Genomic DNA, 14,695 nt, shown 5'->3' on the forward strand with positions numbered 1-14,695 from the left:
AATTTTAACTTGATTCAAAAAAAAACAAATAACATTATCTAAAATTATGAGTACTTTAAAAAGTAAACTGATTTATTTGTACTTATTGGCTTTATTATTGAGCAGTTGCAAATCTAATTATATTGCTAAAAATTTAGATAATAAATTTTACAGCAATCAATTTACAGGATTATTAGTTTACAATCCTAAAACAAAAGACACCGTATTTAATTATAATGCCGATAAATACTTTACGCCAGCAAGCAACACCAAAATATTTACTTTATATACTGCTTTACAGGTATTGCCAGTACAAATTCCAGCCTTTAAATATATTGTGGAAAACGACACTATTACCATTCAAGGCACAGGGAACCCAACTTTTCTTCACCCTTTTTTTAATGATAGTACCGCATTAAAAATGGCTAAAAATTATAAAAAAGTTAATTTAATTTTAGATAATTTATCTGACGACAAATTTGGTCCTGGTTGGGCTTGGGAAGATTACGATACTTATTTTAGTCCAGAAAAAAGTAGCTTTCCGATGTATGGTAATGTGGTTGCTATTAGTAATCAAGATAGTTTACAAAGTATTCCTGAAGTATTAAAAAATCACATTCATTTGTCCGAATCTAATAAAAGAAGAAACTTTAACGACAACACGTTTTATTACAACCAAAAGCGAAAAGACACGATTGAAGTACCTATGGTTATTGATGCTGCATTAATAAAGAATTTGTGGGATGATATTTTGCCAAATAAAGTATCAATTTCTAAGTATACAGGTAAAGAGCTAACCCATACGGCTTATAGCATACCATCCGATTCTTTATATAAACGAATGATGCTTGTTAGCGATAATTTTTTAGCAGAACAGATGTTAATTTTGGCATCTTCAACACTTTCAGATACATTGAGCTCAAAAAGAATTAGAGATACTATTTTAAATAATCAATTAAAAGATTTAAAACAAAAACCGCGTTGGGTTGATGGTTCTGGTTTAAGCCGATATAATTTGTTTACACCAACATCTTTTGTGCAAGTGCTTACAAAGTTATATAATCAAATGCCACAACAACGGTTATATAATTTATTCCCTGTTGGGGGAGAATCGGGTACTTTAAAAAACTACTATTCTGGTAAAACTAAACCTTATATTTATGCCAAATCAGGTACTTTAGGCAATAATTATTCATTAAGCGGTTATTTAATTACAAATTCTGGAGAAACATTAATTTTTAGCTTTATGAATAACCATTACCGAAAATCTACAACCGATATTAAAAAGCGCATGCAATTAATTTTTGAGTGGCTTCGCGATAATTATTAAAAACTATCTATAAATTAAAGCATTTTTAAGTGAGTTACTTTTAGCTTTCAAATCAATTAAAAAACCATTAATTACTGCATATTCATTAACACCATTTTTTTGCAATAAAAATGTGGGATTTACTCCAGGCTTTATTTTAAACTCAGGTAATTCGTAATCTGTTTTAACCAAATGAATAGGTTTTGTTGCTTCTATATTGTTTTCAGGTAACTCTTCCATTTGCATGTAAGTATAACCCGATTTTAAGAGTTTATAAACTTTTGAATTCGAAATGTCATCAACATTATTAAATACCTTAGAATAAATTTTTCCTTCCACAATAGTATAACCTTCCGCATTAAAAGTGGCATAACCATAATAGGTAGATAAATCGCCTTGGTCTACAATTCTGCCTACGTTGTAAAAATCGGAATAATCTGTATTATCTATTTCATAATACTTCACACCAATATCAATTGTATAAGGTTTATCTAATAAATTATACGTTGCGCCTTCAATTTTTAAATCGAATAATTTGCTGTCGTTTCTCGGTATTTTTTCATAATCATCAATAGGAATATTTTTGTATTGTCCGTTAGCAATAGTATAAATTGCCGATAGAATAGATACATAATTTAGTTTCCTAATTTCTTGTTTTTCAACATCGTTTTTATAACCTCCAGATTCAATTAAAATAGTGCTCGTTCCCCATTTTTGAACATTATCACCAAAAGCCCTAGGCTCAAAAGCATCATTATATCTACCCACTTGCCCTGGTGCATATTTTTGGATAATATTGTTCATAAAAACAATAATTCTCATAGCGTCTCCACGCACGTTGTTAATGTCTTTTTCATAATTGTATGCCGGTGCTAAATAAGAAATGGTTGCAGGTTTATTAGTGCGTTCTGCATTGTAATAAATATTTTGGTCATGTAAATTAAATCCAAAATCGGCATTAAGGCTGTCTCTAATGCGTTTTAAAGTTTGACCTTCTGGCGATTGTAAACGTAACGCATCTCGATTAATATCTATTCCTAAAGCATTTCGTCTCGTGTACTTTTCTGCGCCATCTGGATTTAGCATTGGTAAAAAATGAAGCGTCACATGTTTTAATATGGTTTCTTTTTCTTCTAAAAAACCTATACTAGTCAATAGGTTAAAAATATCAAAAATAGCCTGAGTTGCTGTAGGTTCATCACCATGCATTTGAGACCATAAAAACACATTCGTTTTACCTGAGCCAATACTAATTAGGGTTAAATCTCTTCCTTCAATAGATTCCCCTACTTTTTTTAATGTAAACTCTGATCTACTTTTAAGAGCATTAATTAAAGGTTGTATATCTTGATGTTTTAATCGTCTTTTATCTAAACTAGGTGCTTTATAGGTGTCATAAGTTTGGTAAATTTTTGAAGTAAAATCGGTTGTTTGACTAGCAACAGATAATGATAGAAATAATAATGTTAGTTTAAAAAAAGGTTTCATAATAACTGCAAGATTATTGTTTTAAGGATATAAGTAGTATTTTTGAAACTACAAGAAACAAAAAATATATTTATAAAATGGCAGATAAAGTTACCACGCAGTGGAAAGGGAATATGGTATTTGAATCGGATAACCCAAGATGGCCATCGATAATGATGGATGCCTCTGAAGATTTTGGAGGTACCAACTCCGGAATGGCACCAAAAGCAATGATGCTATCTTCGCTTGCAGGCTGTTCTGGTTTAGATGTGGTTTCGGTTTTAAATAAAATGAGGGTTAAATTTGATGATTTTAAAATGGTTGTTGAGGGAGAGCTTACTGATGAGCACCCAAAATACTACCATAAGGTATCAGTCGATTATCATTTTTATGGTAAAGATTTAAAAGAAAGCAAAATAAAAAGCGCCGTAGATTTATCAGTTGAAAAATATTGCGGTGTAATGGAAATGTTTCGTCAATTTGCCGATATTAAAATTGGAATTCATTATCACAAAAACTAAGTTCCTTTTTGGAGTTTTAAAAAATTTAATATTTAGAAATTCTTTCTGAAAAGAAATTTATGCGTTGGACACATAAGCCAAAACCAGAAGCTAATAAAATAGCGTTGTTAAAAGATGTATTACAAGTAGATAGTGCTATTGCAGCTCTTTTATTACAACGTGGTATTGAAACTTTTGAGGCTGCTAAAACATTTTTCAGACCAAGTTTAAGCGATTTGCACGACCCCTTTTTAATGAAGGATATGGATCTCGCAGTTGCACGTATAGAAAAGGCTATTGCGAATAAAGAAAACATTTTGGTTTATGGTGATTATGATGTTGATGGTACCACAGCCGTAGCTTTAATGTCTACCTATTTAAAAACAAAATATCCACTTGTTCACACCTATATTCCAAACAGATATGATGAAGGATATGGCATTTCTTATAAAGGAATAAATTTTGCTTTAGAAAACGATTTTTCACTTATTATTGCTTTAGATTGTGGTATTAAATCGGTTGAAAAAGTTGATTATGCAAAAAAATTAGGTATCGATTTTATCATCTGCGATCACCACAGACCAGGAACCGAAATCCCAAAAGCAGCAGCAGTTTTAGATCCTAAACGCGAAGATTGTAATTATCCATATAAAGAATTATGCGGTTGTGGTGTTGGCTTTAAACTCGTTCAAGCATTAGCGTCAAAAGATGGAAAAACGGTTGAAGATTTAACCGAGTATTTAGATTTGGTTGCCACGGCTATTGGTGCAGATATCGTTCCAATTGATGGAGAAAACAGAGCTTTAGCGTATTTCGGATTACAAGTTATTAATACAAACCCACGACCAGGAATAAAAGCTATTTTAGATCAGGTTGAAAAAACCGAACTAACCATTACCGATGTTGTATTTATTGTAGCACCAAGAATTAATGCTGCAGGACGTATGAAGCACGGAAATTATGCGGTGACTTTATTAGCAGAAGAAGAGCATGATAAAGCGCATCAATATGCTTCTGAAATTGACGAATATAACTTAGACAGACGTGAAACAGATAAGCAAATTACTGAAGAAGCTCTCAAACAAATTGAAGACCAAAAGGAGCAAAACCGCCTTACTACTGTTGTTTACAACAAAAATTGGCATAAAGGGGTTATTGGTATTGTGGCTTCTAGATTAACAGAAACCTATTACAGGCCAACCATAGTATTTACAAGAAGCGGAGAAAAATTAGCAGCATCGGCACGCTCAGTTCGTGGTTTTGATGTGTATAATGCCATTGAAGCTTGTAGCGAACATATTGAACAATTTGGTGGCCACAAATATGCTGCTGGCTTAACTCTTGAAGAAGAAAATTATGAAGCTTTTAAACAAGCTTTTGAAGATGAAGTATCAAAAACAATTGATAGAAACCTATTGACTCCAGAAATTAAAATTGATACTCAAATTGATTTAAAAGATATTACGCCAAAGTTTTACAGAATTTTAAAACAGTTTGCACCTTACGGACCAGCAAATATGACACCTGTTTTTATGACTGAAAACTTAATCGATACAGGTTACGGTAAATGTGTTGGCGCAGATAAAACACACTTGCGTTTAACTGCAAAACAATCAGACTCCTCCAAAAGTATCGTTTGTATTGGATTTGGTATGGGCGATAAGTTTGATATTATTTCTGATAAAAAACCTTTTAAAGCGGTCTATTCTATTGATGAAAATGAGTTTAGAGGAAATGTATCACTTCAACTAAAATTAAGAGATATTAAAGCTTAGTAAATGGCTAAAAAAGATCCTTACGCAGCCTTACGAATTAAAGAATTCAATATTTTTTTATTACTGCGTTTCGCCTTAGTTTTTGGATGGTCTATGCAATTTATTGTTATTGAATGGCAAGTGTATGAATTGACTAAAGACCCGCTTTCATTAGGAATTATTGGTCTTTGCGAGTTTTTGCCTGCTTTTTTTCTTGCTCCTTTTGCTGGACATATTGTAGATAAAAAAGAAAAACGAAATCTATTTGCAATTTGCATTACACTATTTTCTTTAATAAGTTTTGGATTGTTTTGGTTGACTTCAGATAACGTAGAATCCTCATGGGAAACGAATACAATTTTATACGGAATTTATGGATTAGTATTTTTTGGTGGAGTTTTAAGAGCTTTCTTTGGACCAACTATTTTTTCACTTATAGCACTTCTTGTTCCTAAAAAAATATATCCTAACGCTGCAACATGGAGTAGTAGTACATGGAAAGGAGCTAATGTTTTTGGCGCACTGTGTGGTGGTTTTTTAATCGCATGGATAGGTGTTCATTACACACTTGGGATCATATTTCTTTTAGTAATGTTAGCATTAGTATTAGTGTTACAGATAGGTAAAAAACCAATTTTGAACAAGAACATTAATGAATCGGTGAAAGAAAGCCTAAAAGCAGGACTTAGTTTTGTGTTTAATGACAAAGTTATTTTAGGCGCATTAACTTTAGACATGATTGCTGTTTTGTTTGGAGGAGCTGTTGCGATTTTTGCTGTATTTGCGACAGATGTTTTAGGTGCAGGACCAAAAGGTTTTGGTATATTGAATGCGGCACTCTCTTCAGGAAGTATTATAACTATGTTAGCGACAACTTATATTCCTATTACAAAAAATACAGGAAAGAAATTACTTATTTCGGTTTTTGGTTTTGGTGTCTTTATGATAATTTTTGGAGCCTCAAAACTACTATGGTTAAGTGTTTTAGCATTGTTCTTTTCGGGTGTTTTCGATGGTATTTCGATGGTAGTTCGACAAACTATTCTTCAACTTAAAACCCCTGATGCTATGCGTGGACGAGTAGGAGCAGTTAATTCTATGTTTGTAGGGTCTTCTAACGAACTTGGAGCTCTTGAGAGTGGTATAGCTGCAAGAATTTTTGGTGCGCCTTTGGCTGTTGTGCTTGGTGGCACAGTAACTCTTATTATTGTCGCTATAATGGGGGTTAAAAATAGAGAATTAAGAGAGCTAGATTTAACCGAAGATGTTGAGGCTAGTGAAAATGAGGATTAATATTCTTTTAATTCCATATTTTCCCCATTAAAAACCCCATAAGTGTAATAATGAATCCAATCCCCTAAATTAATGTATTTAGAGTTTTCGTTGAGGTCTATATTTAAAGGCAAATGCCTGTGCCCAAATACAAAAAAATCGTGATGTTTGTCTTCTAGCTTTCTTTTACAATATTGGACTAACCACTCGTTATCTTCGCCTAAAAATTTGGCATCGTCGTCGCCAGAAATCAATTTGTTTTTTACCGATAAATGTTGTGCCATTCGTACACCTAAATCTGGGTGTAACCAACGGAATAGCCATTTACAAAACGGATTTGTAAATACTTTTTTCATGCGTTTATAACCTTTGTCTCCAGGTCCTAAACCATCGCCATGGCCAATTAAAAAGGTTTTGTTATTAAAGGTAAACTCTTTGGGTTTGTGATATACAGGAATATTGAGTTCTTCTTCGAAATAGCCATTCATCCAAAGATCGTGGTTACCAACAAAATAATAAATTGGAATTCCTGAATCTGATATTTCGGCAAGTTTTCCGAGAGTTCGTGTAAAACCTTTTGGAACTACTTTTTTATACTCCATCCAAAAATCGAATAAATCGCCTAACAGAAATATGGCAGCAGCATCGTGTTTTATATGGTCTAGCCATGCTACGAATTTTTTTTCGCGTGGGCGAGAGGCTTCTTGCGTTGGTGCTCCTAAATGATTATCGGATGCGAAGTATATTTTTTTTCCTTGTGGAATTTGCATGTTGTAAATATAGTTTTTTGACATGAATTTCACGAATAATCAAGAATAAGAATGTATGGATTTTATTGTTATTTCACAGAGTTTTAAGGAGAAAGCACAGAGCTTCGCAGAGAGAAAAACAATATTGTATATTGCCTGAAGTAAGCAGATATGTGCGTTAGGGATTGCAGGGGAAAGTCCACAGCGACCTTTTTTGGGAGCGAGGACTTGTAACGAAAAGCCCCACCCTTGTGGTAACGCCCAAAATAATTTAGCGTTTTAAAGTAACGTGACCTGTAAATTTTTGTCCGTCAATAACAACAACATACCAATAATCGTCGGTTGGTAATAGCTCGTTGTTAAAAGTTCCGTTCCATGAAAACGGTCTATTTCTAGAGCTTTTTAAAAGCTTGCCGTATCTATCAAAAATAGACACAAAAGAACCTGAGTAATACTCAATCCCTTTTAAATCGAATGCATCATTTTCGCCATCGTTATTAGGTGTAAAATACTTGGGAATATAAAAGTGCAAATAGGTTTGAGTTGTAATATATGAGCAATCGCGATCTTTTACATAAACCGTGTATAAGCCACCATCTACATTAAAAAACGTGTTGTTGGGTTGAAAAATGTTTCCGTTTAATGAGTACAACAAATTGCCAGTGTTTGATGTGGCATCGATAACAATTTCATTCCCATCTGAAGTTACATTTTCAATTACTGGATTATCAATTTGATTAAGTTGAATAGTTTTGGTAACCGAGCAAGTACCACTATTCACCCTAACCGTATAAGTACCTGGGTTTGACACATCAATTTGCTCAGTGATTGCGCCATTACTCCACAAATAAGATGTTACAATACCTGGATTTGTTGGATTAGCAGATAACCTTATGGTGGTGTTTTCACAAAATTCTAAGGTTTCGTCTGTTACAATTGGGATTTCGAAATAAGTAGCTTCTAGGGCAGTTCTTGAAGTAGATAAACAGCCACCTAGTCTAGTTTCGGCTTCGGCATAATATATTCCTGGAACGCCATTTGGATTATATATGGTACTATTTGCTTGAAGCAAGTTTCCACCAACCGCAGCATCATACCAATTTACATTAACATCAGTTGGTACGTTAACCCTAAGTGGTGTATTATCATTTTGACAAACCATTAAATCGCCATTGCTCGCTGGAGCATTTGGTAATGTAATAGCTCTAATTTCAAAAATCTCGGACGATGAGTTGCATGACGAGTTTGCTAAATTCACAACATCTTCAGCCACTAAAACTCTGTAAAAAGTAGTGTTGTTTAAAGCTGGCGTGGTATAGTTTTGGTTGTTCTCGCCAACAATATCTACCCAATTAATACCATCTGTACTTTCTTGCCATTGATAAAAATGAGATGAAAAAATAGCAAAATCTGGAATAGCTGTTAACTGTGTTGAAAAAGGAAATTGGTCTTCGCATATATATGCATTTGTGCTATTTGAGGCATCTTCAATAGTTACGGTATCACCACATGTTTTAAAAACAATATCATCAATAGCTAAATCGTTACCACAACCACCAACACCATTGTTTAACATTTTTAAAATAACAGATGTTTGCCCAGGCTCCGTTTGAAATACTAAGGCATATTGCACCCAATTAGGGCTTGAAGTTCCATTTATACTACCTGTATTGCCACTTGCTAATGGGTTGGTGTCGGTATTATCCCAAATTTCAAATCTTACATTTATAGGAATACCTCCGTTTGGACATTGGGTTGTACTTGGCAATAAATTAATCATCCACGAGGAAAACTCATAAGTTGTGTTTTCACATAATCCACTTATTGTTGTTCTGTAAAATTCTCCAGCCGTAAAATCCGCATTAACAACAAGCATTCTTCCGTCTGTATCGTTTGGAGTGTGATCGTCTATATCATGCCAATCAAAAAAATTGGTGTTACTAGAAACGGTATAAAATCCATCACTAGGTGACCCACCAGTAAAAGTATAACTTGTTGTTCCTACAGGTAATTGCGCACTTGTTGGTCCTGTACCAAAAGTTTCGGCAAAAATAGGGTCACCAGAATTCCCACCACAAAACCCCAATTGAGCATGTAGCTTTAAAACCATAAGATTTAAAAAAACTAAAATTAGTATTTGGGCTTTTTTATTGATAATTTTTATTTTTAATTATTCAGAGCCTAAAAATAACAATAAAGCAAGTTATCTTAGTAGAAAATATGGTTTTTAGTTATGAAATCGACTGAGATACTAAAACAAACGCTACATCGTCCATTTAATTACCCCAAACGCTCGTGGAAATTTTATCAAGAATGGAACGAAGCTATTTTTTTGCATTGGGAAGTAAATCCTGAATTGATTAGACCATATTTACCTAAAGGCATAGAGTTAGATATTATAAACGGTAAAACCTGGGTAAGTTTAGTGGCTTTTAATATGAATAATATTGGCTTAAAAAACTTACCAAAAATACCACATATTTCAGATTTTTACGAGATAAACATTCGAGTTTATGTAGTTTGCAATAATAAACCAAGTGTTTACTTTTTGAGTATGGAAGGAAGCAAACGGTCGTCTTGCAAGGTATTAAAAGTATTGTCTAAATTTCCGTATCGGTATTCAAAAATGAAAAGAAATGAGGCTAATTACTGCTCCAATAATACTGAGTTTAATGATTTATTTCGCATTAAGTATAATCTAGACAACCTTCCTGTTAAAAAAGATAAAACCGATTTATGGCTAACCGAACGCTATGCGGTTTTTCAGGATTATAAAAAGCATATTATTGAGTACGATGTGCATCATATAGAATGGCCTATGCAAAACATAAGTATAGAAAACCTTGAAATAAATTATCCTAGATTTAACCATTTAATTAATAATCATCCTGATAAAATACATTTCTCAAAAGGCGTACAAGTTTTAACTTGGGATAAAATAAAACGTAAATTATGAAAAAAGATTTCAAACCCTATTATGCTGTTATTTTTACTTCAACACAAAATGAAGATATTGATGGCTATTCAGAAATGTCTGAAAAAATAGAAATCCTAGCAAAACAACAAACAGGTTTTTTAGGAATGGATAGCGCACGAAACACTATTGGAATTACTGTGAGTTATTGGGAAACTTTAGAGGCTATAAAAAACTGGAAACAACAAAGTGAGCATTTACAAGCACAACAAAAAGGACGACAAGATTGGTACAGTTGGTACAATGTGCGAATTTGTAAAGTTGAACGCGAGTATGAATTTAATTCAAAAAAAACGTCATAAAATTATCTTAAAACACATCTAAGCACAACCACTTAGAGTATATATTTTTAAGTGACATTATTAAAAAACTACATAAAGCGCAACAAAATTAAATCAGCAATAATTGCTGCGCTTTTAATTGTTTATTATTTCTGTTTGCCAAATCAGCTTTTTAAAGATCCTACCTCAACAGTTATTACAAGTTCTAATAACGAATTATTAGGTGCGCAAATTGCTAAAGATGGCCAATGGCGATTTCCTGAAAATGACAGTATTCCTGAAAAGTTTAAAACTTGCATCATTCAGTTTGAAGATGAATATTTTTACAAACACCCTGGGTTTAACCCAATTTCAATCTTTAAAGCATTACGAGATAATATAAAATCTGGAGAAGTAAAACGTGGTGGAAGTACCATAACACAACAAGTTATTCGCTTGTCAAGAAAAGGCACGAAACGCACCTATTTTGAAAAATTTAAAGAAATTATTTTAGCAACTCGATTGGAATTCCGTGAAAGTAAAAATCAAATTCTATCCTATTATACAAGTCATGCCCCTTTTGGTGGTAATGTTGTAGGTTTAGATGCTGCGTCGTGGCGTTATTTTAATAGAGGCGCTAATGATTTATCTTGGGCAGAAAGTGCAACGCTTGCCGTTTTACCAAACGCACCAAGTTTAATCTATCCTGGGAAAAACCAAGAACACTTACTAACAAAAAGAAATCGATTACTTAAAAAATTATTAGAAAAAACTGTTATCGATTCACTTACTTATAATTTATCAATTGTTGAAGGTTTACCACAAAAACCATATCCATTACCACAAACAGCACCACATTTATTACAAAAAACAACAAAATATCATTACGGAAAGCGCATCAAAACCACAATAAATACGCAGCTTCAAAAACAGGTAAATAGTATTGTTAAAAATCATTATAATCAATTAAGTCAGAATGAAATTTACAACGCTGCTGTTTTAGTTTTAGATGTAAAAACTAGACAGGTTTTAGCATATGTAGGCAATACACCAACAGATAAAACACATCAAAAAGATGTTGATATTATTGATAAACCCAGAAGCACAGGAAGCATTTTAAAACCCTTTTTATACGCAGCTATGTTGGATGCGGGCGACATTTTACCAAATACTTTAGTTGCCGATGTTCCAACTCAATTTGGAAGCTATAACCCAGAAAATTATAATAAAACTTATGATGGTGTTGTGCCTGTTAGTCGAGCATTATCGCGGTCTTTAAACGTACCATCGGTTAGAATGCTGCAATCGTTTGGTTTAGATAGATTCCATCATTATTTAAAAGCATTAAACCTAAAAGATTTAAAATATAATGCCAATCATTATGGTTTGTCTTTAATTCTAGGTGGAGCAGAAAGCAACTTATGGGATTTATGTAAAAGTTATGCAGCTTTGTCTTCAACCTTAAATCATTTTTCTGAAACTTCTAGCGAATATTTTTCAAATGAATTTTGCGAACCCACTTTTTTAGCTTCCGAAAACATAAATTTTGGAAAGAAAACCACTGATAAAACCTTATTTGATACGGCTTCAATCTATTTAACTTACAACAGTTTAAAAGAAGTAAACAGACCCGAGAGTGATGAAAGTTGGGAGTTTTTTGATAGCTCGAAACAAATAGCTTGGAAAACTGGCACTAGTTTTGGGTTTCGCGATGCTTGGGCTATCGGTACCACTAAAGATTATGTAGTTGGCGTTTGGGTAGGAAATGCCGATGGCGAAGGTCGCCCGGGTTTGGTAGGCGTAGAAACTGCTGCGCCTATTTTATTTGATGTGTTTGATGTGCTACCTAATAGCGATTGGTTTGCAAAACCTTTTGATGAAATGCAAGAAGTTGAAATTTGCAAAGAAAGCGGATACAGAGCGTCTCAAAATTGTGCTGATACAGAAACACAGTTTATTCAAATAAGTGGATTAAAAACAAAGCCTTGTCCGTACCATGTTTTAATTCACTTAGATAAAGCTGAAAAGTTTCAAGTCAATTCTTCATGTGAAGATATCAGCAATATTACACATAAATCATGGTTTGTTTTACCACCTTTAATGGCTTATTACTATAAAACTAAAAACCCATTTTACAGGCCGATACCAAAATTTAGAGACGATTGTTTAGGTGATAATACCATAACCATGGAATTTATTTATCCTAAAGAAAATAACAGCATTTTTTTGCCAAAAGATTTTGATGGCAACACAAACGACCTTGTTTTAAAAATAGCGCATTCAAAACCAGAATCTACATTGTTTTGGTATTTGAATGACACGTTTTTAGGGAGTTCAAAAGATATTCATGAATTTGCTATGAAGCCAAAACAGGGAGAACATCTTATTACTGTGGTTGATGAATTTGGTAATGAAGCTAAACGGTGGATTGAGATTTTGGAATAGTTTAATACATCTTTATACCAACTAGGTTTAAAAATCTTGCAGTAAAGTATAATCATTTTACTTTCTTACATAAGTTTTAAGCATACTATGATCTGATACTTTGGAATAAAGTTTCTTTGTTTTTAAGACCTTTAAATCTTTAGAAATCCATATATGATCGAGGGAAAGCAACGGCAAATTCCAAAACCAAGTTTCTCTAAAGCCATTACCTTTTTCATTAAATGCATGATTAAAATTAGTTTTAAATGCATTTAAATATTTAGATTCGTAAGGCACATTGAAGTCGCCTAATAAAATGGTTTTTGTTTTTATTTTAATATTTTCATTTACAAATCCTAACTCCCATTCTCTTGGAACATCTGGACTTCCAGTAACATCAACTGCATAAAAATTAATCCCTGCTGTTTTAAAATCTATAACTGTTGTATTGTATTTTGAAGTGTTTTCACTTTTAATTTCTAAAGGAGTTTTCGAGAAAAGAAACATTTCTCTATCAGATGCATAAAAATAATAATTAGGGTATTTTTGTTGAATCTCCTCAATTATATATTTCCCAGTTTCAACTAAAACTAAAACATCTGGTATACTACCATTCTTATTAAAGGCTCCTTGTAAATTATTTTCTCTAGAAGCATTCCAAAAAACAACTTCTAAATCGCTCTCTTTAATATCTTCGGAAAAATTAATTTTAAAGCTCCTACCTAACCATATAAGTAATAATAATGATGCTATTAATAGATTGAATTTTCTAAATTTTCTATTTAAAAAAATAGAAAGTACTAAAACTGCTAAAATAATAATTGGTAACGGAAATGTGTAATACAATAGCGAGCTTTGGTAACTATCTTCTTTATAAATAAAGTGAATAGCTAGCAGCGATAAAATAATTGCTGCATTTAAAAACAGATATAGGACTCTAACTATTTTTAGCATTTATTATCGTAATGGAAAGCCCTTTGCCGCCCACCAAGGATGCATTTCAATTTCTAGTCTACCAGCTTTTACCATAGGATCAGAATTCGCTAAACTATCTGCCATTTTTTGTGTTGGAACGTTATAAATGGTAATACCACGTATATCGCCATCATCTCCAAATGGCCCAGAAATATCAGCATAACCTAACTCGTACATTTTTGCTAAATGTGCTAAATGTTCTTTCTGTAGGTCTGCTGTTTCTTCTTCATTTTGCCCTCGAATTGGTCCACGTTTTAAAAAAGCCATAAAATACTGTTGCATTAATACGGTGTCTTTTGTTTTTTCATCAACATAATCAAAAGTTTTAAAGCCTTTTGCTGTGAGTTCTTCTTTTAGTTGTCTAGCAGATTTTTTAACGGGTTCTTTTATTTCGACTTCAACTATAGAATCTATGGGTTCAGCTACCGTTTCGGTTATGGTTTCTTTTACTTCTTTAACTGATGTTTTTGCTTCTTCTTTACAAGATATAAAAACTAATAAAATCATGCATGCTAAAACTATTTTTTTCATAATTGCCACGTATTATAGGGTTGTTTACTTAATTGTGAGTTGTAATATTTTATATCTCCAGTAACTTCTTTACCTAACCAATCTGGTTTTTTAAAGGCTTCTTTTTCATTTTGCAATTCAACTTCAGCCATAATTAATCCTTCATTATCTCCAAAAAATTCATCAATTTCAAAAATATGATTTTCAATTTTTACCTCATAGCGCATTTTATCAATAATCCCTTTTTCACATAGTTTAAAAAGCGATTCTGCGTCCTCTTTAGAAACTTCTTTTTCCCATTCAAAACGCGATAATCCATCACTTGACGATTTTCCTTTTACGGTTAAAACACCTTTATTTCCTTTTAATCGCACACGAACAGTTCGCTCTGGGTCTCGATTTAAAAAACCTTGAATAATACGCGTACTTTTAAAAGCTTCTGCTTTAAAAACGTTTGAGGTTACTAAAAACTTGCATTCTATTTCTATCATACTCACTTCCTGCTAAAGCAGGAATCTTATT

13 protein-coding genes are annotated in these 14,695 nt (G+C 32.8%); 7 read left to right on the forward strand and 6 right to left on the reverse strand.

From position 1 onward, the window contains the following. Nucleotides 1-46 precede the first annotated feature (46 nt). Nucleotides 47-1,309 (forward strand): D-alanyl-D-alanine carboxypeptidase/D-alanyl-D-alanine-endopeptidase, encoded by a 1,263-nt coding sequence (locus RG22_RS08730; RefSeq protein ID WP_034042516.1) that lies wholly within the window; start codon nt 47-49, stop codon nt 1,307-1,309. Between the two features lie 3 nt (nt 1,310-1,312). Here RG22_RS08730 and RG22_RS08735 read toward each other — a convergent pair whose 3' ends face one another. Then, a complete protein-coding gene (locus RG22_RS08735) occupies nt 1,313-2,776 on the reverse strand; it encodes a M14 family metallopeptidase (protein WP_034042517.1) in 1,464 nt (487 codons plus the stop codon). Between the two features lie 77 nt (nt 2,777-2,853). On the opposite strand from RG22_RS08735, the gene RG22_RS08740 reads away from it, so the two are divergent. Genes RG22_RS08740 through RG22_RS08750 form a run of 3 tightly spaced genes read left to right on the forward strand, consistent with a single transcriptional unit; the run spans nt 2,854 to nt 6,302 of the window. Further along, a complete protein-coding gene (locus tag RG22_RS08740; protein ID WP_034042518.1) occupies nt 2,854-3,276 on the forward strand; it encodes an OsmC family protein in 423 nt (140 codons plus the stop codon). 59 nt (nt 3,277-3,335) lie between these two features. Continuing rightward, the gene (gene recJ / locus RG22_RS08745; protein WP_034042519.1) at nt 3,336-5,030 is read left to right on the forward strand and encodes a single-stranded-DNA-specific exonuclease RecJ; all 1,695 of its coding nucleotides are present in this window, start codon (nt 3,336-3,338) and stop codon (nt 5,028-5,030) included. A 3-nt stretch (nt 5,031-5,033) separates the two neighbouring features. Continuing rightward, entirely contained in the window at nt 5,034-6,302 is a 1,269-nt protein-coding gene (locus tag RG22_RS08750) for an MFS transporter (RefSeq protein WP_034042521.1), read from the forward strand. Here RG22_RS08750 and RG22_RS08755 read toward each other — a convergent pair. Further along, nucleotides 6,299-7,051, reverse strand: a complete 753-nt coding sequence (locus RG22_RS08755) for a UDP-2,3-diacylglucosamine diphosphatase (protein WP_034042522.1) — start codon at nt 7,049-7,051, stop codon at nt 6,299-6,301. The two genes, RG22_RS08750 and RG22_RS08755, sit on opposite strands and share 4 nt — an antisense overlap. A gap of 250 nt (nt 7,052-7,301) precedes the next feature. After that, the gene (locus RG22_RS08760; protein WP_052143686.1) at nt 7,302-9,140 is read right to left on the reverse strand and encodes a T9SS type B sorting domain-containing protein; all 1,839 of its coding nucleotides are present in this window, start codon (nt 9,138-9,140) and stop codon (nt 7,302-7,304) included. A 123-nt stretch (nt 9,141-9,263) separates the two neighbouring features. Between RG22_RS08760 and RG22_RS08765 the strand changes: the two genes are divergently transcribed. Genes RG22_RS08765 through pbpC form a run of 3 tightly spaced genes read left to right on the forward strand, consistent with a single transcriptional unit; the run spans nt 9,264 to nt 12,709 of the window. Beyond that, nucleotides 9,264-9,986, forward strand: a complete 723-nt coding sequence (locus RG22_RS08765) for a YqjF family protein (protein WP_034042524.1) — start codon at nt 9,264-9,266, stop codon at nt 9,984-9,986. Beyond that, the gene (locus tag RG22_RS08770) at nt 9,983-10,306 is read left to right on the forward strand and encodes an antibiotic biosynthesis monooxygenase family protein (protein WP_034042526.1); all 324 of its coding nucleotides are present in this window, start codon (nt 9,983-9,985) and stop codon (nt 10,304-10,306) included. Before RG22_RS08765 ends, RG22_RS08770 begins: the two co-directional genes overlap by 4 nt. Nucleotides 10,307-10,357: 51 nt before the next feature. Next, nucleotides 10,358-12,709: a penicillin-binding protein 1C gene (pbpC, locus tag RG22_RS08775; protein ID WP_034042529.1), complete on the forward strand. Its 2,352-nt coding sequence runs from the start codon at nt 10,358-10,360 to the stop codon at nt 12,707-12,709. A 57-nt stretch (nt 12,710-12,766) separates the two neighbouring features. Here the strand turns inward: pbpC and RG22_RS08780 are convergent, their stop codons facing one another. From RG22_RS08780 to RG22_RS08790, 3 genes are read right to left on the reverse strand one after another with little or no spacing between them, the layout of a single operon-like run. After that, a complete protein-coding gene (locus RG22_RS08780; RefSeq protein WP_034042531.1) occupies nt 12,767-13,642 on the reverse strand; it encodes an endonuclease/exonuclease/phosphatase family protein in 876 nt (291 codons plus the stop codon). A gap of 3 nt (nt 13,643-13,645) precedes the next feature. Beyond that, nucleotides 13,646-14,194 carry a YciI family protein gene (locus RG22_RS08785; protein ID WP_034042533.1) on the reverse strand — a complete coding sequence of 183 codons (549 nt, stop codon included), beginning with the start codon at nt 14,192-14,194 and terminating at the stop codon, nt 13,646-13,648. After that, on the reverse strand, nt 14,191-14,664 hold the full coding sequence (locus RG22_RS08790; protein ID WP_034042535.1) for a CYTH domain-containing protein: 474 nt from the start codon (nt 14,662-14,664) through the stop codon (nt 14,191-14,193). Before RG22_RS08790 ends, RG22_RS08785 begins: the two co-directional genes overlap by 4 nt. Nucleotides 14,665-14,695: the final 31 nt, after the last annotated feature.

The sequence above is a fragment of the Wocania ichthyoenteri Th78 genome (assembly GCF_000789235.1).
GTDB classification, from domain to species: Bacteria; Bacteroidota; Bacteroidia; order Flavobacteriales; family Flavobacteriaceae; genus Wocania_A; species Wocania_A ichthyoenteri.

Bases quoted from the DNA above. Each gene is read 5' to 3' on its own strand.
- RG22_RS08740 (WP_034042518.1), top strand. From the start codon at position 2,854: ATGGCAGATAAAGTTACCACGCAGTGGAAAGGGAATATGGTATTTGAA.
- RG22_RS08755 (WP_034042522.1), bottom strand. From the start codon at position 7,051: ATGCAAATTCCACAAGGAAAAAAAATATACTTCGCATCCGATAATCAT.
- RG22_RS08750 (WP_034042521.1), top strand. From the start codon at position 5,034: ATGGCTAAAAAAGATCCTTACGCAGCCTTACGAATTAAAGAATTCAAT.
- RG22_RS08770 (WP_034042526.1), top strand. From the start codon at position 9,983: ATGAAAAAAGATTTCAAACCCTATTATGCTGTTATTTTTACTTCAACA.
- RG22_RS08765 (WP_034042524.1), top strand. From the start codon at position 9,264: ATGAAATCGACTGAGATACTAAAACAAACGCTACATCGTCCATTTAAT.
- RG22_RS08790 (WP_034042535.1), bottom strand. From the start codon at position 14,664: ATGATAGAAATAGAATGCAAGTTTTTAGTAACCTCAAACGTTTTTAAA.
- RG22_RS08785 (WP_034042533.1), bottom strand. From the start codon at position 14,194: ATGAAAAAAATAGTTTTAGCATGCATGATTTTATTAGTTTTTATATCT.
- recJ (WP_034042519.1), top strand. From the start codon at position 3,336: ATGCGTTGGACACATAAGCCAAAACCAGAAGCTAATAAAATAGCGTTG.
- RG22_RS08780 (WP_034042531.1), bottom strand. From the start codon at position 13,642: ATGCTAAAAATAGTTAGAGTCCTATATCTGTTTTTAAATGCAGCAATT.
- RG22_RS08730 (WP_034042516.1), top strand. From the start codon at position 47: ATGAGTACTTTAAAAAGTAAACTGATTTATTTGTACTTATTGGCTTTA.
- RG22_RS08735 (WP_034042517.1), bottom strand. From the start codon at position 2,776: ATGAAACCTTTTTTTAAACTAACATTATTATTTCTATCATTATCTGTT.
- RG22_RS08760 (WP_052143686.1), bottom strand. From the start codon at position 9,140: ATGGTTTTAAAGCTACATGCTCAATTGGGGTTTTGTGGTGGGAATTCT.